This window comes from Labrys sp. F242, from assembly GCF_057813875.1.
In genome coordinates, this window is the sequence record NZ_JBVASG010000001.1 from 1075887 (window position 1) to 1092875 (window position 16989).

Consider the following 16989-nt stretch of genomic DNA (forward strand, 5'->3'; position numbering starts at 1 on the left):
GGGAGATGATGACGGAATTGCTCTTCTATCATCTGCAGAGAGCCCCGCTTGAACGGATTCTGCCGGGCCTTTTGGAAAAATCCCTGCAGCGCGGCTGGCGTTGCGCGGTGCAGGGGCCACAGGAGCGCCTGCGCGCGCTCGACGACGTATTGTGGACCTATAATGACGAAGCCTTCCTGCCGCATGGCCTGGAGAGTGACGATGGTCCGGCCCAGCCGATCGTGCTGGTGGCGCATGAAGGCAATCCCAACGGGGCCGTGATTCGTTTCCTCGTCGATGGCGCGCCCTTGCCGACGGATGCGCCGAGCTATGAACGCATCGTGCTGATGTTCGACGGCAACGACGCCGACGCCGTGCAGGGGGCGCGGGATCAGTGGAAGCAGGCCAAGGAACTCGGCTTTGCCGCGACCTATTGGCAGCAGAGCGACGAGGGGCGCTGGGAAAAGAAGGCGTAGGCCAGACCTGATCGAATCGGAAATCGATCTAAAGCGCTTTGCGATTTGGCGGAATCACTTCAAATCGCAAAGACGCGTCGAAACAAAGAGTTAGAGAAAAGTCTGGTTCGGAGAAATCGCACTTTGCTCTAAGCGCATTCCTGCCCCCCGGCTGACGAAACTTCCGGACCCTGCCCGAAATGCGCGCGGACATGGTCGATGAAGGCGCTTGCCATCCAGGTAATGGGAAATTGGCGCGGTGTGATGATCACGGCCTTTTGCGGGGGCAGCACATCCTCGAGCTCCACGATGGCCAGCGGGAGGCCATCCTCGCTGACACCGGACCGGGAGCGCGTGGTCAGCAGGGCAATACCGAGGCCGTTGGCGACGAGGCCGCGCACCATGTCGATCGTGCGTGCCTCCATCCCCAGGGTGGGTGTCACCCCCGCCTGGCGGAACAGTGCCAGGAAATAGTCGCGGCTGTGCGGCAGATTGATCAGGATCAGCGGCCAGGCCGCGAGATCCTGTAGCCGGGCGCGGCGTTTGTCGGCAAGCGGATGGCCGGCCGGAACGAGCACGTAGGGTTTGAATTCAGCGACGGTCTCGGCCGTGCCGGTGCGGCCGAGATCGAGATCGTAGAGAAGCGCAACCTCGATCAACCCGTTGTCGACCAGCCGGTGCAGTTCCTCGATATCGCCCTCTCGCATCCGGACTTCGACATGCGGATGGGACTGGCGAAAGGCGCGGATGATGGGCGGCATGTGCAGTGGGCCCAGCGTTGCGAGACACCCGACGTCGACGAAAGTCTTCCGCCCGGACGAAACGCCCGGCGAGGCGGCCCAGGCATTGATCTGGGAGAGGATGGAGCGAGCTTCGGCAAGCTTGTCGCGCCCGGCCTGGGTGAGGACGAGGCCCTGGGCGTGGCGGCGCACGAACAGGGGCTGACCGACCCTTTCCTCCAATTGGCGGATGGCCACGGAAATCGCCGGCTGGGAGACATGAAGGGCGCGGGCCGCCTGGGCTGTGCCCTCATGCTCGGCGGCAGCAACGAAATAGCTCAGCTGGCGTACTGTGACCATGAATAGGAAAAACTTATTCTGTTGATGCAATAAGATTATTTGCATCTATTCAAGAACTGTCAAATCCTGCGGAAGAACCAAGGAATAGTCATGACTGGATTTGACCTGCCGCTCGAGGGCCTCGTCGTGCTCGATTTTTCGCGCGTGCTCGCGGGGCCCTTCGCCACCGCTCTCCTCGCCGATGCTGGCGCCGACATCATCAAGGTCGAGGGACGCGAAGGCGACGACTATCGCCATGTCGGCCCGTTCGTCGGCAACGACAGCGCCCTGTTCGAATTCGCCAATCGCGGCAAGCGCAGCATCGTACTCGACCTTAAGAGCGAGGCCGACCGTGCCACGGCGCGGCGGCTGGCGGCCGGGGCCGACGTCGTGGTCGAGAATTTCCGGCCGGGCGTCGCATCGCGGCTCGGCATCGCCTATACCGACCTCGTCGGTGAGAATCCCGATCTCGTCTATCTCAGCATTTCCGGTTTCGGACAGGAAGGTGTCGGGCGCGATCGGCCGGCCTATGACATCATCGTGCAGGCGGAGAGCGGGCTGATGGCGTTGACGGGCACGTCCGACGGGCCGCCCACCTTGATCGGGGAGGCCATCGGCGACATTGCCGCCGGTCTGTATGGCGCCTGGGCCGTCACCGCCGCGCTGTGGCAGCGCGAGCGCACCGGGCGTGGCTGCCATATCGACCTCGCCATGTTCGATGCGCTGCTTTCGCTGCTGCCGACCGGAGCGTGCCGCTATCTGGCGACGGGCCGCGTGCCGATGCGCGCCGGCAACCGCCACCCGCTCTCGGCGCCTTTCGGGGCCTATCGAACCGCTGACGGCCATGCGGTGATTGCGGTCCTCAATGAGAAGCTATTTGCCCATTTCGCCGCGACCATCGGCCAGCCCGAACTGGCGAGCGATCCGCGCTATCATACCGATTCTCTGCGCTCGGACAACGAGCCGGCCTTGCGCGTCTGCGTGGAGCAATGGACGGGGGGGCGGTCGACCGACGAGGTGGTGAAGGTCCTGGCCAGCGCCGGCATCCCAGTGGCACCGATCAGCACCGTGGCGCAGGCGATCGATTCGGAGCAGGCGCGCGGGCGTGGCCTTTTTCGGCAAGGGAGCATTGTCCCCCTGCCGGAACAGCCTGCCCATTTCTCCGGCTCCCGGCGTGGCCGGCCCATGCGAGCGCCGCGGCTCGGAGAGCACACGCACGACATCCTCGCCGGTCTGGCCGCACAGGAGGAGCGCTCATGAATTTCGAGCCGGATGCCGACACCCTCGCGGTGGTCGAACAGATCCGCCGCTTCGCCGAGGACGTCCTCAAGCCGAATGCCCGTGAGATCGATGCGAACGGGATCTTCGCGTCGCGGCATATTCCGGCTCTGGCCGAACTGGGCGCGATGGGCATGAACCTGCCGGAGGCATGGGGCGGCCCCGGCCTCTCGCCGGTGGCGCTCTATCTTGCCGTCGAGGCCTTGGCGGCCGGTTGCGGTTCCACCGTCTCCATGATGACGGCGCATTTCCTGGCGACCGATGCGATCCTCATCGGTGGCGACGATGCGCAGCGCAGCCGCTATCTGCCAGATGCGGCTGCAGGCAAGACCGTTGGCGCATTCGGCCTGACCGAACCGGCTGCGGGCTCCAATCCGGCCGATATGACGACCCGAGCCGTCTGGGACGGAGGGTCGTATCATCTACGAGGCGTCAAGCATTTCATCTCCAACGCGGCGCATGCCGATTTCATCGTCGTATTCGCCAAGACCGATGCCGCGGCAGGCGCGCGCGGCATCAGCGCCTTTGTGGTCGAACCGGCGAAAGGGGGGGTGAAAGTCGGTCCGCCCGAAAGGACGATGGGCCTGCGCGGTGGACATGTGTTCGAGGTCGAGTTCGACTGCCGCGTCGGCGAGGAGGCCAGGCTGGGACCCGAGGGGAGTGGCTTCAGAACCGCCCTGAAGACGCTCGACAATGGTCGCACCGAAGTCGCTGCCATGTGCACCGGAATGGCCGGCGAGGCGCTGGCCATGGCGGTGGAATGGGCGAAGACCCGCCACGTCGGCGGCCATCCGATCGCCGAGTTCCAGGGCCTGCAATGGATGCTCGCCGACATGGCGACCGAACTCGATGCCGCTCGCCTGATGGGACTGAGGGCCGCCTCCCTGCGCGAGAAGGGTGAGCGTTTTTCGAAGGAAGCCTCCATGGCCAAGCTGTTTGCCTCGGAAAAGGCCGGATCGATCATCGACCGCGCCCTGCAGATCCATGGCGGCTATGGCTATTCCCAGGAATTGCCCCTGGAGAGGATGGCGCGCGATGTCCGTATCATGCGCATTTACGAGGGTTCCTCGGAGGTACAGCGCAACATCATAGCGCGCATGGTGCTTGCCTGAGTGTTGTACGATCTGACGACTACCGCAAATCGTAGAGACTTGTCGCAACGAAGGGAGAGCAAGGACGTGGCTTCATCAAAGCGCGCTTTGCTCCCGGCGTCCTGATAGTAATACCTCCTCATGATTTAACGCGAGGCCGTGAACCATAAAACTGTCGTCGGGCGAAGGCGAAATCCTCTCTCGACGGTGCGCTAAAAAGCGGCTTCAATCCAATGGCTATCCAGGTGGAGAACATAATGAAAATCGGAACCTTATTGTGTGGCGCGCTGCTTGGGCTTGCCTTTGGCGGGCTCTCGGGAATGGCAGCGTCGGCCGATCAGCTGAGCAATGTCAAAAGTGCCGGTAAGATCGTGACGGCGACGGATATGCACTATGCACCGTTCGACATGGTCGTCGACGGCACCTATCAGGGCATGACCAAGGACCTGTTCGACAATGTCGCCAAGGAGATCGGCGTCGAACCCGTCTATCAGGACCTGCCCTGGACCTCCCAGCTTCCGGGCCTGGAAGTGTCGAAATTCGACATCGTCATCGCGCCGGTGACGATCACGCCGGAACGGCTCGAGCGCTACACCTTCACCCTGCCGATCGCCGACGCGACCGTCGGCATCGTCAAGGCCGCCGCCAACAAGGACATCAACAAGCCCGAGGACATCGCCGGCAAGACCGTCGGCGTGCAACAGGGCACGGCGCAGTTCAAGCAGTTGCAGGAATTCGGTGCTAAGGTCGGCAATGTGACCGTCAAGGAATACGGCACCACCGACGAGGCCTATGCCGATCTTGCCGCCGGTCGCCTCGATGCCGTGGCGGGCTCGGCGCCCAATCTTGCCTATCTTGTCAAGCAGCGTGGCGATGTGTTCGCCCTGCCTGAAGTGTCGACCTTCGGCAAGCCGACCTATTTTGGCTGGGTGCTCCGCAAGGGCGACGACAGCGCGAGCTTTGCCGGGGCCATCAAGGATGCCATCGTCAAGATGACCAAGGACGGGCGCGTCAAGGCGATCCAGGAAAAATGGCTCGGCAAATATACCGAGCTGCCGCTGGAGGTGCCGGCCAAGTGACCTGAAGTGTCTTCCGATTTGACGGATCCCGTCAGATCGCCAAGGCGCGTCGCAAAGAAGAGCTGGAGTAGGGTGTGATTCGCAGGAATCGTGCCTTGCTCTGGGAACGCATGGCCGCCTGGCGGCGCCGTGCTTCGGTCACTGGGCCTCCCCGCATGTTCTCGCTGAATGCCTTCATCAAGAGCTTCCACGCGCTGGCGCTGGGAGTGCCCAGTACCCTGATCGTCTCCCTGTTGGGCATTGCGATCGGGCTCCTCGTCGGCGCGATGATCTGCGCCGGCGCCCTGTCGCTCTCGCGTACGCTGCGGTCGGCAGCCGCCGTTTGGATCAGTTTCTTTCGCGGCGTGCCGCTGATGGTACAGTTGCTTTTGATGTTCTACCTCCTGCCGGTGACCGGCATCAACGTGCCGCCAATGGTGGCGGCGGTGCTGGCCGTCGGCCTGTGCTCCAGCGCCTATGTTGCCGAAATCTGGCGGGGCGCCATCAATGCGCTGCCCCGCGGACAGGCCGAGGCGGCGGTCGCCATCGGCATGCTGCCGCACGCGATCTGGACCCGGATCATCCTGCCGCAGGCGGTCCGCCTGTCGTTGCCGGCGCTCGTCAATGAACTCATCCTCTTGGTCAAGGCCTCCTCGCTGGTCTCCCTGGTCGGGATCTGGGAGATCACGCGAGCCAGCCAGGCGGAGGCTGGCGCGAGCTATCGCCCGCTCGAAGCCTATGTCGCGGCGGGATGCCTTTATCTCGTGATCAATCTGTGCCTGGCCACGCTTGGCCGGTACCTGGAACGAAGGGCGGCGGCATAATGGAGCTGATCGTTCACTACGGGCCGGCACTGCTGCGCGGTTTCGGCATGACGGTGCTGTGCTGGCTGGTCGGAACCGCCTGTTCCGTGGTCCTGGGCCTCGTCATCGCGCTTGCCCAGCGCTACGGGCCGGCGCCGTTGCGCTGGCTGCTCGTCGGTTATGTCGAGGCCATTCGCGGCACTCCCTTCCTGGTTCAGCTGTATGTGCTCTATTATGGCGGCCCCGCCTTCGGCTTGAGGCTGGATGCCCTGCCGGCGGGCCTGATCGGGCTGTCGATCTATGGCAGTCCCTATTTCGCCGAGATCTTCCGCTCGGGCTTCAATGCGGTCGCGGTGGGGCAGATCGAGGCGGCGCGAACCATCGGCATGAGCGAGTTCGCCATCGTGCGGCGCATCCTGCTGCCGCTCGCCTTGGTTTCGTCCCTGCCGGCGCTGGTCAATTTCGCCATCATCCTGACCAAGGAAACGGTGGTGCTCTCCACCATCACGGTGCCCGAGCTGCGCTATCAGGTCGACCGGATGATCACCGAGACCTTCCGCTATTTCGAGGCCACTTTGGCGCTGGCTCTGTTCTTCTGGGGTCTAGTGGAACTCGTCTCCCGGCTCGGTCGCTGGCTGGAAAGCCGCGTCACCCATTACATGATCGAAAGACGCTGATATGGAGCAGGCTTCCTCCGTCGAGATCCACAAGGTCGACAAGTTCTATGGGCCGTTCCAGGCGCTGAAGCAGATCTCCGTCTCGGTTCCCCCCGGCAAGGTCACCTGCCTGATCGGCCCCTCCGGATCGGGAAAGTCGACCCTGCTGCGCTGCATCAACTTCCTCGAAGAGTATGATGCCGGCGAGATCCGCATCGACGGCCGGCTGATCGGCTACGAGACCCCGGGTGGCCGCCGCATGGCCTCGGGCAAACTGCGCGAGATGCGCCGGCGCATCGGCATGGTGTTCCAGCAGTTCAATCTCTGGCCGCATATGACCGCGCTGCAGAATGTCGCCGAAGGACTTGTCCAGGTACGCGGCTTCTCCAAATCCGAGGCTGGTGCGCGCGCGGCTGAGGCGCTGCGCAAGGTCGGACTGGCCGACAAGATGGCGAGCCACCCCGGCCGGCTTTCGGGCGGGCAGCAGCAGCGCGTCGCCATCGCCCGCGCCATCGCCATGGAACCCCAGCTCATGCTGTTCGACGAGCCGACTTCGGCGCTCGATCCCGAACTCGTCGGTGAGGTGCTGAATGTCATGAAGCAGCTTGCCGCGGAAGGCATGACCATGGTGGTCGTCACCCATGAGATGGGCTTTGCCGCCCATGTCGGCGACCAGGTGGGCTTCATGGAAGCGGGCGAACTGGTTGCCGTCGATACGCCGGCGGCCATCTTCCACGACCCGGCCGACAGGCGTATCCAGTCTTTCCTGCGGACTTATAACGAGCGCAACAGTTTCTAGCGCGGCAAGCCTTGCTGCACGAGGCTTGCCGCAGGCCTACCCCTTCAACTGCGCCATGACGCCGGCAATGTCGCCCATGCCCCAATGCTCGGCGATCAAGCCGGCCTCGACGCGGAAGATGTCGCAAGAGGTGAAGCGCAAGGTTTTGCCCGTGGGGGCGATGCCGAAATAAGGGCCCTTATGCGTGCCGGTATAGACGAAGCTCGCGGCGACCTTGGCGCCCTGGCTCACATGCGTCTCTATCGCGACCTGCAGGTCCGGCATGGCGGTGAGGCGGGCCTGGAAGAAGGCCACGGTCGCCTGCTTGGCACTCAGCTCTTTGCGAGCCGGAGCGGCGGCACTGGCCTGGTTGTTGATGTAGGTCTCGGCGAACAGAGCGGCGAAGCCGTCGATATCGTGTGCATTCAGCCGAGCCGCGAAGCGCTCGGCGGCATTGGGCTCCTGCGCCAGTGCCGGCAGGCTCGTGCCACCCGCCAGGGCGAGCCCGCCCAGGATCATCAGTCTGCGTCCACAATCCATATCAGGCCTCCGTTCTTGCGTCAGGAAGACGCGTCCTCCAGGGCGGCACTGGCTTCCAGCCAGGCCTCTTCGGCGAGGAGAAGTCTTTCCTCGGCGGTGGCGCGGGCCTTGGCCATCTCGGCCGCCTTGTCGGGCGAACGCTCGAAAAGGCCGGGACGCGACAGCTTCTCGTCGAGATCCGCGATGATGGCCTGCAGCTTCTCCATGGCGGCCTCGATCTGGCGGATCCTCTCGCGGTCAGCCGCGGTTTGCGCCCGCCGCGCAGCATTGGTCTGGCGCTGCGTCGGCTCGCCGTTGCGCTCGCTTTTCTCCACGGCCGGCTTGGCCAGGACCAGGCGACGATAATCCTCCATGTCGCCCTCAAAGCCCTTGACCGTGCCGTCGGCCACCAGCCAGAGCCGGTCGACGCAGGCTTCGAGCAGATAGCGGTCATGGCTGATCAGGATGACCGCGCCGGGATAGTCGTTGAGCGCCTGGATCAGGGCCTGGCGGCTGTCGATGTCGAGATGGTTGGTCGGCTCGTCCAGGATGAGCAGATGCGGGCCGCCGAAGGTGGCCAGACCCATCAGCAGGCGTGCCTTCTCGCCGCCGGAAATGTTGGAGACCGGGGTGTCGGCCTTATCGGCGCCGAAACCGATCTGGGCGGTGCGGGCGCGGATCTGGGCTTCGGTGGCGCCGACCATCATCTCGGCGACATGGTCGCGGGCCGAGGCCGCCGGATTGAGCTCGTCGAGCTGATGCTGGGCGAAATAGGCGACCTTCAGCGCAGAGGAGCGCCGCATGCGGCCAGCCATCGCCGCCAGGCGCCCGGCCAGCAGCTTGGCGAAGGTCGACTTGCCGTTGCCGTTGGAGCCGAGCAGGCCGATGCGATCCTCGCTGTCGACAGAAAGGTCGAGCCGCGACAACACCGTGCGCTCGCCATAACCGGTGCTGGCGCCTTCCAGCGCGATGATCGGCGGTGACAGCGGCTTGGCGGGCGGCGGAAAGTCGAAGGGCCTGACTTCCTCGTCGACAATTGCCGCCACGGGCTCCATGCGCGCCAGCATCTTCATGCGCGACTGGGCCTGGGCCGCCTTGGTGGCCTTGGCCTTGAAGCGGTCGATGAAGGACTGGATGTGGCGGCGCTGGTCTTCCTGCTTCTTCCTGAGCTTCAGGCTCAGCGCCTGCTTTTCTCGGCGCTGTCTTTCGAAGCCGTCATAACCGCCGCGATAGAGTTCGAGCCGGCCCTCGGTCAGATGCAGGATGTAGTCGACCGAGGCGTTGAGGAGGTCGCGGTCATGGCTGATCACCACCACGGTATGCGGGTAGGAGGCGAGATAATCCTGAAGCCAGAGCGTGCCTTCGAGGTCGAGATAATTGGTGGGCTCGTCCAGCAGCAGGAGATCCGGCTCGGTGAAGAGCAGGGCGGCCAGCGCCACGCGCATGCGCCAGCCGCCCGAGAATTCCGAGCAGGCACGGCTTTGTGCGGCATGGTCGAAGCCCAGACCTGCCAGGATGGTGGCGGCGCGGGCCGGCGCGGCATGGGAATTCTTGTCGGCGAGGCGGGTCTGGATCTCGGCGATGCGATGAGGATCGCTGGCGGTCTCCGCCTCGGCCAGCAGGGCCGTGCGCTCCTCGTCGGCCGCCAGCACCACCTCGATCAGGCTTTCGGGCCCACCCGGCGCTTCCTGGGCGACGCGGCCGATGCGCATGCCGCGCGGCACCGAGACGCTGCCGAGATCGGGGGAGACCTCGCCCATGATCATACGGAACAAGGTGGTCTTGCCGGTGCCGTTGCGCCCAAGAAAGCCGACGCGCGCATCCGGCGGCAGCGCCACCGTGGCGTTGTCGAACAGGACGCGGGAACCAAGACGAAAAGTGAGGCCGTTCACATGCAACATGGCCGGGCTTTTGGCATGAGCCGGGCGGCAGGGCAATCATGCAATGCCTGCCGATGGCGATCGGCCGGCAAATGGCCGAAATCTTCAAGGCTTGCGCATGGCATGCATGGCATACCGGAAAAGAGCGTTCCTGCGGGAACCGAACAAGGAGTTATCGCGATGAAACCGCATATCAGCGTTCTGACCATCGGTGTGGACGATCTGGAAACCGCCCTGCGTTTCTACCGCGACGGCCTCGGTCTGCCCACCGAGGGCATCATCGGCCGTGAATTCGAGCATGGCGCCGTCGCCTTCTTCGATCTGCAGGGCGGATTGAAGCTTGCGATCTTCTCCCGCGCCAACATCGCGCACGACGCTGGTATCATGCAATCGGCGCGCAGCCCGACCGAATTCACGCTCGGCCATAATGTCGGCAGCGAGGCCGAGGTCGATGCTGTGATGCAGCGGGCGATCGCAGCGGGTGCGCGCCTGGTAAAGCCCGCCCAGAAGACCTTCTGGGGCGGATATGCCGGCTATTTCCAGGACCCTGACGACCATTTGTGGGAGATCGTTTTCAATCCAGCCTTTCTGCCGGCTGCGTGAAAACCTGGTGCCGGAGCGGGGGAATACGCGGGAGGCTGGGGCCCCTTTCAGTAGTCCGCGCGGAGAACTATTCGGTCCTTCCGCTCCGTGAGGTAGCAGCTTGGTCTTGCCGAAGCTGGCAGTGTATGATCCCCGTTTTTAACCAATTGCTGAGGTTTCACTCGCAAATCCGGCATTTGTTTCATGGCGTTGCGCCAGAATCATGATACTTCATCTGTCTGTGGCGATTGGGGAGGTAAAATATTAATGCATTCCCCAGCGTCAATTTAGGATACCGGGCGACATCGAAATTGGTCCATGAAGATGAGTCATTCACGGCGTGAACCAAGCAACCTCTCATTAGACAAGCCCAAATGGATGAGACATGATTAAAAAACTCGCGGCAGAGTTCTTCGGAACGTTCTGGTTGGTTTTCGGTGGCTGCGGCTCTGCTGTCCTCGCTGCCCTCTTTCTCGGTCCGGGTAACGTGCAGCTCGGCATCGGCTTTGTTGGCGTCGCACTTGCCTTCGGCCTCACCGTGCTGACCATGGCTTATGCCGTTGGCGGTATCTCGGGCGGACACTTCAACCCCGCCGTCTCGCTGGGTCTGGCCGTCGGTGGTCGGTTCAGTTGGGCCGAGCTCATTCCCTACTGGATTGCGCAGGTCGTCGGCGGCCTCGCTGGCGCGGCGGTGCTCTATGCCATCGCCACCGGCAAGCCCGGCTTCGAGGTTGGAGGCTTTGCGTCCAACGGCTATGGCGACCTTTCGCCCGGCAAATACAGCATGGTCGCTGCCCTGATCACCGAAATCGTCCTGACGGCGGCGTTCCTGATCATCATCCTGGGTTCGACGTCGAAGGTCGCGCCGGCCGGCTTTGCGCCGATCGCCATCGGCCTTGGCCTGACGCTGATCCATCTGATCTCGATCCCGGTCACCAACACCTCGGTCAATCCGGCTCGCTCGACGGCGGTCGCTTTCTTTGCGCAGACCGGTGCGGTGAACCAGCTCTGGCTGTTCTGGGTCGCGCCGCTGGTCGGTGCCATCGTGGGCGGCCTGATCTGGAAGGTGTTGCTGGAGCCTGAGCAGGCCTGAGACTGACCCGCAACAAGACAAGCAAGCGGCGACCGGTCCCTCCGGTCGCCGCTTTTGCTTGGCAGCGAGGAAACTGAGCATTGCCGGAGCGTTTTGCGATTCGACGGAATCGCCAAGAATCGCAAAGACGCGCCCAGACAAAGAGCTAGAGCTTGAAGCCGGGCAGGGGCATGGCTATAAGCCGCTCACCTCAACTCATAGCAACCAGGACGATCATGGCTCTCGAGCGCACCTTTTCGATCATCAAGCCCGACGCGACCAACCGCAACCTCACCGGCGCCATCAATGCCGTGTTCGAGAAGGCTGGCCTGCGTATCGTCGCCCAGAAGCGCGTCCGCATGACCCGCGAGCAGGCCGAGACCTTCTACGGCGTGCACAAGGAGCGTCCCTTCTTCGGTGAACTCGTCGAGTTCATGATCTCGGCCCCCGTCGTCGTGCAGGTGCTGGAAGGCGAGAACGCCGTCGCCAAGCATCGCGAAGTGATGGGCGCCACCAATCCGGCCAATGCCGCCGAAGGCACCGTCCGCAAGCTCTTTGCTCTGTCGGTCGGCGAGAACTCGGTGCATGGCTCGGACTCGCTCGATAATGCCAAGATCGAGATCGGCCAGTTCTTCTCGGGCAACGAGATCGTCGGCTAAGCTGGCCGACGGGCTGCCGGCCTGATTGCACGTTCAGCTCGAACGCGCTTTGCTTCAGGCGGGGCAGGCATCCTTCAAGGCGGATCCATTGGGTCCGCCTTTTCCCGATTTTAATTTTCTACTAATTCTATAGAAAATAATTGACACGCTCGCGCCGCCGTCGCACCCTTCAGTCATGAGGAGCGGGCAGCCCTGATTTCCCCGCAAGCCGAACCTGTGGAAGGGGATCACCATGACCAGTTATTGTCGCTGCTGAGTCCTTTGCATTCGGGCGCCTGACCGGCGTCGCATCTCGCATACCCTTCATCACCGCATCGACGTTGCCGAGCGTTTTGCGACGCTCTTGCGCAGCGCATGACGGATCGCGTCTTCAAGGATCTCACATGACATCGCTCAACCGCCGACTGTTCCTGGCTGCTGGCCTGGCTCTCGGCACCGCCCTCGGCACGGCCCATGCGGCCGACAACAAGGTGACCATCGGCTTCCAGACCGGCGTGGACCCAGCCAAGGCGGCGCAGGCCGCTGGTGCCTATGAAAAGGCGACCGGCTGGCAGATCGCCTGGCGCAAATTCGATTCCGGCGCCGACGTGATTGCCGCCATCGCCTCGGGCGACGTGCAGATCGGCTATGTCGGCTCGAGCCCGCTCGCTGCCGCCGCCAGCCGCCAATTGCCGATCGAGACGATTTTCGTCGCCGCCCTCCTGGGCGATTCCGAGGAACTGGTGGTGCGCGACACCATCAAGGAGCCCAAGGACCTTGCCGGCAAGAAGATCGGCGTGCCCTTCGTCTCCACCTCGCATTACAGCCTGCTGGCGGCACTCAAGCATTGGGGCATCGCGCCAAAATCCTTACAGATCCTCAATCTGCGCCCGCCGGAACTGGCGGCGGCATTCGAGCGCGGGGACATCGACGGTGGCTATGTCTGGGATCCTGCCTTGGGCAAGCTCAAGGAAAAGGGCAAGGTGCTGGTATCCTCGGCCGATGTCGCCAAATGGGGTGCGCCGACCTTCGACGCCTGGATCGCTTCGAAGGATTTCGCCAAGGCCCATCCCGATGTGGTGACCTCCTTCGTCAAAGTCACCGGCGAGGCCTACAAGACCTATCGGGACAAACCGGAGGCCTGGATCGCCGCCTCCGATCAGGCCAAGGCGATCGCCCGGCTCACCGGCTCCAAGCCCGAGGACGTGCCGGATTTGCTGAAGGCGAATGTCTGGCCGCTCCTGGCGGAGCAATCCTCGCCCGACCTGCTGGGCGGTGCCACGATCAAGGCCATCGCCGACACGGCCGGATTCCTCGCCGAGCAGAAGAAGATCCCGGCGGTGCTGCCGGATTATTCCGCCTATGTGAACAAGGCCTTCGCCGCACAAGCCCTGACGAAACTCTCCTCCCAATAGATTTTCGCAGGCTCGCCCGCCCCGGGATCTCCTCCCTTCCGGGGCGGGCCTTATTCAATGGCTTGAAACGGTGGCCCGCATCGTCATTGCGAGCTCTGCCAATCCGCAGGATTGGCAGAGCTCGCAATGACGTTCCAGGGGCCGAAAGAGGTTCCCGTGTCCGATTTGTCCGCCCGTGACGTCGACGTCGTCTATTCCGGAAGAGGAGGGCGGTCCGTTACGGCCCTCAGCAACGTCTCCCTCACCATCGAATCCGGCGAGTTCGTCGTGGCGGTGGGTGCGTCCGGCTGTGGCAAGACCACCTTGCTCAAGCTGTTCGCTGGCTTTCTGCCGCCGAGCTCGGGCGCCATCACCCTCGGCGGCAAGCCCGTTCGAGGGCCCGGCGGCGAGCGCGGCGTGGTCTTCCAGGACGATGCCTTGTTTCCCTGGCTTTCGGTGCGCGGCAATATCGAGTTCGGTCCGAGGCTTGCCGGGCTCGATGTTGCCGAACGCAAGCAGCGCTGCGGACGCATCATCGACCTGGTGGGGCTGGCCGAGTTCGCCGATCACAGGATCTGGGAATTGTCCGGGGGCATGCGTCAGCGCGTCGGCATGGCCCGGGCGCTCGCCAACGAGCCGGAAATCCTGCTGATGGACGAACCGCTCGGCGCGCTGGATGCGCTGACGCGCGAGAAAATGCAGGAATTGCTGATCCGGCTGTGGGACTGCACGCGGCGCAGCGTCTTCCTGATCACGCATAGCGTCGAGGAGGCCATCTTCCTGGCCACCCGCATCGTGGTGCTGTCGCCGCGCCCGGGACGCATCACGCGCGAATTTCATACCGATTTCTCGCGGCGGGTTCTGGCCGGGGAGAACAGCCGGTCGATCAAGTCCGATCCTGCCTTCATCGCCCTGCGCGAGCAAGTCCTGGCAGCTGTCCTGCAGGGAGCTGATGCATGAGCGATTTCGCCAACTCCGCCGGCCTGGACGAGATCGAGGAAAAGGGCGGCACGGGCCGTTTGACAAGATCCAGCGCACCCCTCGGCGCGACACCGGTACGCATTCTCACCATTCTCGCTCTGCTGCTGCTGTGGTCGTTCGCCACCTATTTCGAATGGTTGCCGGCCTTCTATCTGCCGTCGCCCCGGGCCGTGGTGGAGCAACTCTTCACGGTCGCCACGGAAGGCTATGCCGACGCGACCCTGCTGCAGCATTTTGATGCCAGCCTCTGGCGCATCCTCGCAGCTCTGCTGATTGCGCTGGTCACTGCCGTACCGGCCGGCATCGCCATCGGGCTCAGCCCGATCGCCCGCGGCATTCTCGATCCAATCATCGAATTCCTGCGCCCGGTGCCGCCGCTTGCCTATCTGCCGCTGATGGTGATCTGGTGCGGCATCGGCGAAACCACCAAGGTGCTGATCATCCTGATCGCAGTTTTCGCACCGGTGGCGATCACCACCGCCGCCGGTGTCGGCGCCGTGCCGTCGGACCGGGTGGATGCGGCGCGGGCCCTGGGCGCGCGTCACTGGCAGGTGCTCTGGCATGTCATCCTGCCCAATGCCCTGCCATCGATCCTGACCGGTGTTCGCATCGGGCTCGGTGTCGGCTGGTCCACGCTTATCGCTGCCGAACTGGTCGCCGCCTCCCAAGGGCTCGGCATCATGATCAAGACGGCGTCGGACTTCCTGCAGACCGATATCGTCGTCCTCGGTATCTTCGTGATCGCCCTGGTGGCGATCGGCTTCGAGTGGATCGTCAGGCTGGCCGAGAAGTTGCTGGTGCCCTGGCACGGCAAGGCATGAAAGATCCGGGATGATCAAGCGGCCTCAGCCGATCGGCAGTCGCTCGATTGCGTCCACCCGGTCCGGGTAGAAGGCGAGATGGTCCTTGATGGCTGATACCGCGGGGTAGGGCGTCTCATAGCTCCAGACGGCATTGACTGAGCGATCACCGCCTGCCGGAAGGCTGAAATAGGAGCATTCGCCCTTGTAGGGGCAGTAGGTGGCATGCTCGGTGCGTGTGAGCGCCCCCATGTCGACGTCGCCGCGCGGAATGTAGAGGACGGCAGGATAGGAGGCTTCCTGCAAACGCAGCGCCCGCCGGCTGTCGGCGATCACCCGGCCGCCGAGGCTGACAACGATACGTTCCCCGCTCGGCTCGACGCTGATGGGATGATCGGGACCCGGAATCTTCATCACCTTGTTCGTCATGACCTGTCCTTTCCTCAATCCGCCGCGGAGGGAACCGCCTGCGGGCCCATGGCCTTGCGCCGACCCAGGCCGGCCGCGAGATAGGCGCCGACGGTGTGACAGGCTGCGATGGCCAGCAGGGTCCAGGCGAAGGCATGTCCGATACTGGCAGCATCGGTTCTCGTGCCTACCAATGTATAGAACAGCCCGCCCAGCACCGCCACGCTGATGGCGGCGCTGACCTGCAGCGTCGAATTGACGATGCCGCCGACCAGGCCGGCGTGATGCGGCCCGACCCGTTCGACGATCGCACGCATCATGGTCGGCATCGACGTGCCCATGCCCAGGCCGATGAAGCCGATGGCGGGTGCCATCAGCAGGAGCGGCGGCATGATTCCGGCCGGAAAGGCCAGCACGAGCAGGGCTGTCAGCGCCGTGCCTAAGGCCGAACTGGCGAAGCCGAAGGCGGGCGCAGAGCCGCCAACCAAGCGGCTGATCGCGGGGCTGAAGGTCGATCCGGCCAGGAAGCCGGCCGAGAAAGGCAAGATGGCGAGCCCGGCTTCCCAGGCCGTGTAGCCGAGGGAGCCCTGGAGATAGAGCGAATAGGTCAGGAAGAAGGTCGCCATGGCGTAGAGCGCAAGGATGGCGCTGATACCGCGCACCAGGCCGGGCAGGCGGAAGATGCCGAGATCGATGAGGGGATCGCCGCCGGCCCGGGCGAGGCGCCGCTCGTAACGTCGGAACAGTTCCACGAAGATGGGCGTCATCGCCAGCATCACGATCGACCACCAGGGCCAACCGCGCTCGCGCCCTTCGACCAGCGGCACCACCAGGCTGCTGAGCGCCAGGCTCGAAAGCACCACGCCGCCAAGATCCAGACGGGGCCGCTTTTCGCTGCGGGTTTCGCGCAAAAGCGGGATCGCCGCCAGGAAGGCAACGAAAGCGATGGGAAGGTTGATCAGGAAGATCAGCCGCCAGCCGAAACCGTCGAGATCGGCGCCGACGAGCGCGCCGCCCAGCAACTGGCCGATGATGGAGGATACGCCGAGCACGATACCGTAGATGCTGAGGGCGCGTCCACGCTCATGGGCCGGAAAGAGCGCATGGACTGAAGCCAGCGCCTGGGGAGCCATGGCGGCGGCGGCGAGCCCCTGCAGCATCCGCGCGGCGATCAGCACGGTGGGGGACCAGGCCAGGCCGCAAAGGGCGGAGGCGGCGGCAAATCCGGCGAGGCCGATCATGAAAATCGCCTTGCGGCCGAAGATGTCGCCGAGCCGCCCGCCGGTGATCAGAAAGACGGCATAAACCACCGCATAGCCGGAAATCACCATCTGTACGTCGGCGGCGGTGCTATGGAGGCCGGTGGTGATGGCCGGCATGGCGACGTTGACGATGAAAAAGTCGAGAGGGGCCAGGAAGGCGCCAGTCAGCAGAATGGCCAGGGCCGACCAGCGGCGGGGATCGGGCGCAGGGCTGGTCGGCCGGGTAATATCGGAAACACTGAGTGCCGAGTCTGGCATTGCAGGACCTCGTTCTGAAAGATATAAAATACGGACGAA

The 16989-nt window shown here is 63.9% G+C and carries 18 protein-coding genes; 13 read left to right on the plus strand and 5 right to left on the minus strand.

The window, feature by feature from the left end; translation table 11 throughout:
• Window positions 1-8 precede the first annotated feature (8 nt).
• Window positions 9-455: a DNA polymerase III subunit chi gene (locus ACZYTC_RS04960; RefSeq protein WP_434959663.1), complete on the plus strand. Its 447-nt coding sequence runs from the start codon at window positions 9-11 to the stop codon at window positions 453-455.
• A 128-nt stretch (window positions 456-583) separates the two neighbouring features.
• On the opposite strand, the gene ACZYTC_RS04965 is transcribed toward ACZYTC_RS04960, so the two are convergent.
• Window positions 584-1513 carry a LysR family transcriptional regulator gene (locus ACZYTC_RS04965; RefSeq protein ID WP_454814586.1) on the minus strand — a complete coding sequence of 310 codons (930 nt, stop codon included), beginning with the start codon at window positions 1511-1513 and terminating at the stop codon, window positions 584-586.
• A 90-nt stretch (window positions 1514-1603) separates the two neighbouring features.
• On the opposite strand from ACZYTC_RS04965, the gene ACZYTC_RS04970 reads away from it, so the two are divergent.
• From ACZYTC_RS04970 to ACZYTC_RS04995, 6 genes are all read left to right on the plus strand, one after another.
• Window positions 1604-2752: a CaiB/BaiF CoA transferase family protein gene (locus tag ACZYTC_RS04970; RefSeq protein ID WP_488989055.1), complete on the plus strand. Its 1149-nt coding sequence runs from the start codon at window positions 1604-1606 to the stop codon at window positions 2750-2752.
• Window positions 2749-3882, plus strand: coding sequence for an acyl-CoA dehydrogenase family protein (locus tag ACZYTC_RS04975; RefSeq protein WP_488989056.1), 1134 nt, complete (start codon window positions 2749-2751; stop codon window positions 3880-3882). Before ACZYTC_RS04970 ends, ACZYTC_RS04975 begins: the two co-directional genes overlap by 4 nt.
• A gap of 236 nt (window positions 3883-4118) precedes the next feature.
• Window positions 4119-4940, plus strand: a complete 822-nt coding sequence (locus tag ACZYTC_RS04980) for a transporter substrate-binding domain-containing protein (RefSeq protein ID WP_434957115.1) — start codon at window positions 4119-4121, stop codon at window positions 4938-4940.
• A 74-nt stretch (window positions 4941-5014) separates the two neighbouring features.
• Window positions 5015-5743 (plus strand): amino acid ABC transporter permease, encoded by a 729-nt coding sequence (locus tag ACZYTC_RS04985; RefSeq protein WP_434957114.1) that lies wholly within the window; start codon window positions 5015-5017, stop codon window positions 5741-5743.
• Window positions 5743-6399 (plus strand): amino acid ABC transporter permease, encoded by a 657-nt coding sequence (locus ACZYTC_RS04990; RefSeq protein ID WP_434957113.1) that lies wholly within the window; start codon window positions 5743-5745, stop codon window positions 6397-6399. Before ACZYTC_RS04985 ends, ACZYTC_RS04990 begins: the two co-directional genes overlap by 1 nt.
• Window position 6400: 1 nt before the next feature.
• Window positions 6401-7177 carry an amino acid ABC transporter ATP-binding protein gene (locus ACZYTC_RS04995; RefSeq protein WP_441772361.1) on the plus strand — a complete coding sequence of 259 codons (777 nt, stop codon included), beginning with the start codon at window positions 6401-6403 and terminating at the stop codon, window positions 7175-7177.
• A gap of 36 nt (window positions 7178-7213) precedes the next feature.
• Here the strand turns inward: ACZYTC_RS04995 and ACZYTC_RS05000 are convergent, their stop codons facing one another.
• Together ACZYTC_RS05000 and ACZYTC_RS05005 are read right to left on the minus strand one after the other, a co-directional pair.
• Entirely contained in the window at window positions 7214-7675 is a 462-nt protein-coding gene (locus ACZYTC_RS05000) for an ester cyclase (protein ID WP_454814577.1), read from the minus strand.
• Window positions 7676-7716: 41 nt separating this feature from the next.
• Window positions 7717-9576, minus strand: a complete 1860-nt coding sequence (locus tag ACZYTC_RS05005) for an ABC-F family ATP-binding cassette domain-containing protein (RefSeq protein WP_488989057.1) — start codon at window positions 9574-9576, stop codon at window positions 7717-7719.
• 159 nt (window positions 9577-9735) lie between these two features.
• On the opposite strand from ACZYTC_RS05005, the gene ACZYTC_RS05010 reads away from it, so the two are divergent.
• From ACZYTC_RS05010 to ACZYTC_RS05035, 6 genes are all read left to right on the plus strand, one after another.
• Window positions 9736-10158: a VOC family protein gene (locus ACZYTC_RS05010; protein ID WP_441772358.1), complete on the plus strand. Its 423-nt coding sequence runs from the start codon at window positions 9736-9738 to the stop codon at window positions 10156-10158.
• Between the two features lie 364 nt (window positions 10159-10522).
• The gene (gene aqpZ / locus ACZYTC_RS05015; RefSeq protein ID WP_434957108.1) at window positions 10523-11230 is read left to right on the plus strand and encodes an aquaporin Z; all 708 of its coding nucleotides are present in this window, start codon (window positions 10523-10525) and stop codon (window positions 11228-11230) included.
• A gap of 215 nt (window positions 11231-11445) precedes the next feature.
• Complete coding sequence (ndk, locus tag ACZYTC_RS05020) at window positions 11446-11868, plus strand: nucleoside-diphosphate kinase (RefSeq protein WP_149254567.1); 423 nt, start codon at window positions 11446-11448, stop codon at window positions 11866-11868.
• A gap of 383 nt (window positions 11869-12251) precedes the next feature.
• Window positions 12252-13262: a taurine ABC transporter substrate-binding protein gene (gene tauA, locus ACZYTC_RS05025; protein ID WP_488989058.1), complete on the plus strand. Its 1011-nt coding sequence runs from the start codon at window positions 12252-12254 to the stop codon at window positions 13260-13262.
• A 156-nt stretch (window positions 13263-13418) separates the two neighbouring features.
• The gene (locus ACZYTC_RS05030; RefSeq protein ID WP_488989059.1) at window positions 13419-14201 is read left to right on the plus strand and encodes a taurine ABC transporter ATP-binding protein; all 783 of its coding nucleotides are present in this window, start codon (window positions 13419-13421) and stop codon (window positions 14199-14201) included.
• Window positions 14198-15043, plus strand: a complete 846-nt coding sequence (locus ACZYTC_RS05035; RefSeq protein WP_488989060.1) for an ABC transporter permease subunit — start codon at window positions 14198-14200, stop codon at window positions 15041-15043. The genes ACZYTC_RS05030 and ACZYTC_RS05035 overlap by 4 nt, the downstream gene beginning before the upstream one ends.
• A gap of 24 nt (window positions 15044-15067) precedes the next feature.
• Here the strand turns inward: ACZYTC_RS05035 and ACZYTC_RS05040 are convergent, their stop codons facing one another.
• Entirely contained in the window at window positions 15068-15451 is a 384-nt protein-coding gene (locus ACZYTC_RS05040; RefSeq protein WP_488989061.1) for a DUF427 domain-containing protein, read from the minus strand.
• Window positions 15452-15465: 14 nt separating this feature from the next.
• Entirely contained in the window at window positions 15466-16950 is a 1485-nt protein-coding gene (locus ACZYTC_RS05045) for an MFS transporter (RefSeq protein ID WP_434957103.1), read from the minus strand.
• Between the last annotated feature and the right edge of the window lie 39 nt (window positions 16951-16989).

What these genes read in the sequence shown, in the direction of transcription:
- ACZYTC_RS04960 (WP_434959663.1), top strand. Translation starts at nt 9, where the DNA reads ATGACGGAATTGCTCTTCTATCATCTGCAGAGAGCCCCGCTTGAACGG.
- ACZYTC_RS04965 (WP_454814586.1), bottom strand. Translation starts at nt 1,513, where the DNA reads ATGGTCACAGTACGCCAGCTGAGCTATTTCGTTGCTGCCGCCGAGCAT.
- ACZYTC_RS04970 (WP_488989055.1), top strand. Translation starts at nt 1,604, where the DNA reads ATGACTGGATTTGACCTGCCGCTCGAGGGCCTCGTCGTGCTCGATTTT.
- ACZYTC_RS04975 (WP_488989056.1), top strand. Translation starts at nt 2,749, where the DNA reads ATGAATTTCGAGCCGGATGCCGACACCCTCGCGGTGGTCGAACAGATC.
- ACZYTC_RS04980 (WP_434957115.1), top strand. Translation starts at nt 4,119, where the DNA reads ATGAAAATCGGAACCTTATTGTGTGGCGCGCTGCTTGGGCTTGCCTTT.
- ACZYTC_RS04990 (WP_434957113.1), top strand. Translation starts at nt 5,743, where the DNA reads ATGGAGCTGATCGTTCACTACGGGCCGGCACTGCTGCGCGGTTTCGGC.
- ACZYTC_RS04995 (WP_441772361.1), top strand. Translation starts at nt 6,401, where the DNA reads ATGGAGCAGGCTTCCTCCGTCGAGATCCACAAGGTCGACAAGTTCTAT.
- ACZYTC_RS05000 (WP_454814577.1), bottom strand. Translation starts at nt 7,675, where the DNA reads ATGATCCTGGGCGGGCTCGCCCTGGCGGGTGGCACGAGCCTGCCGGCA.
- ACZYTC_RS05005 (WP_488989057.1), bottom strand. Translation starts at nt 9,576, where the DNA reads ATGTTGCATGTGAACGGCCTCACTTTTCGTCTTGGTTCCCGCGTCCTG.
- ACZYTC_RS05010 (WP_441772358.1), top strand. Translation starts at nt 9,736, where the DNA reads ATGAAACCGCATATCAGCGTTCTGACCATCGGTGTGGACGATCTGGAA.
- aqpZ (WP_434957108.1), top strand. Translation starts at nt 10,523, where the DNA reads ATGATTAAAAAACTCGCGGCAGAGTTCTTCGGAACGTTCTGGTTGGTT.
- ndk (WP_149254567.1), top strand. Translation starts at nt 11,446, where the DNA reads ATGGCTCTCGAGCGCACCTTTTCGATCATCAAGCCCGACGCGACCAAC.
- tauA (WP_488989058.1), top strand. Translation starts at nt 12,252, where the DNA reads ATGACATCGCTCAACCGCCGACTGTTCCTGGCTGCTGGCCTGGCTCTC.
- ACZYTC_RS05035 (WP_488989060.1), top strand. Translation starts at nt 14,198, where the DNA reads ATGAGCGATTTCGCCAACTCCGCCGGCCTGGACGAGATCGAGGAAAAG.
- ACZYTC_RS05040 (WP_488989061.1), bottom strand. Translation starts at nt 15,451, where the DNA reads ATGACGAACAAGGTGATGAAGATTCCGGGTCCCGATCATCCCATCAGC.
- ACZYTC_RS05045 (WP_434957103.1), bottom strand. Translation starts at nt 16,950, where the DNA reads ATGCCAGACTCGGCACTCAGTGTTTCCGATATTACCCGGCCGACCAGC.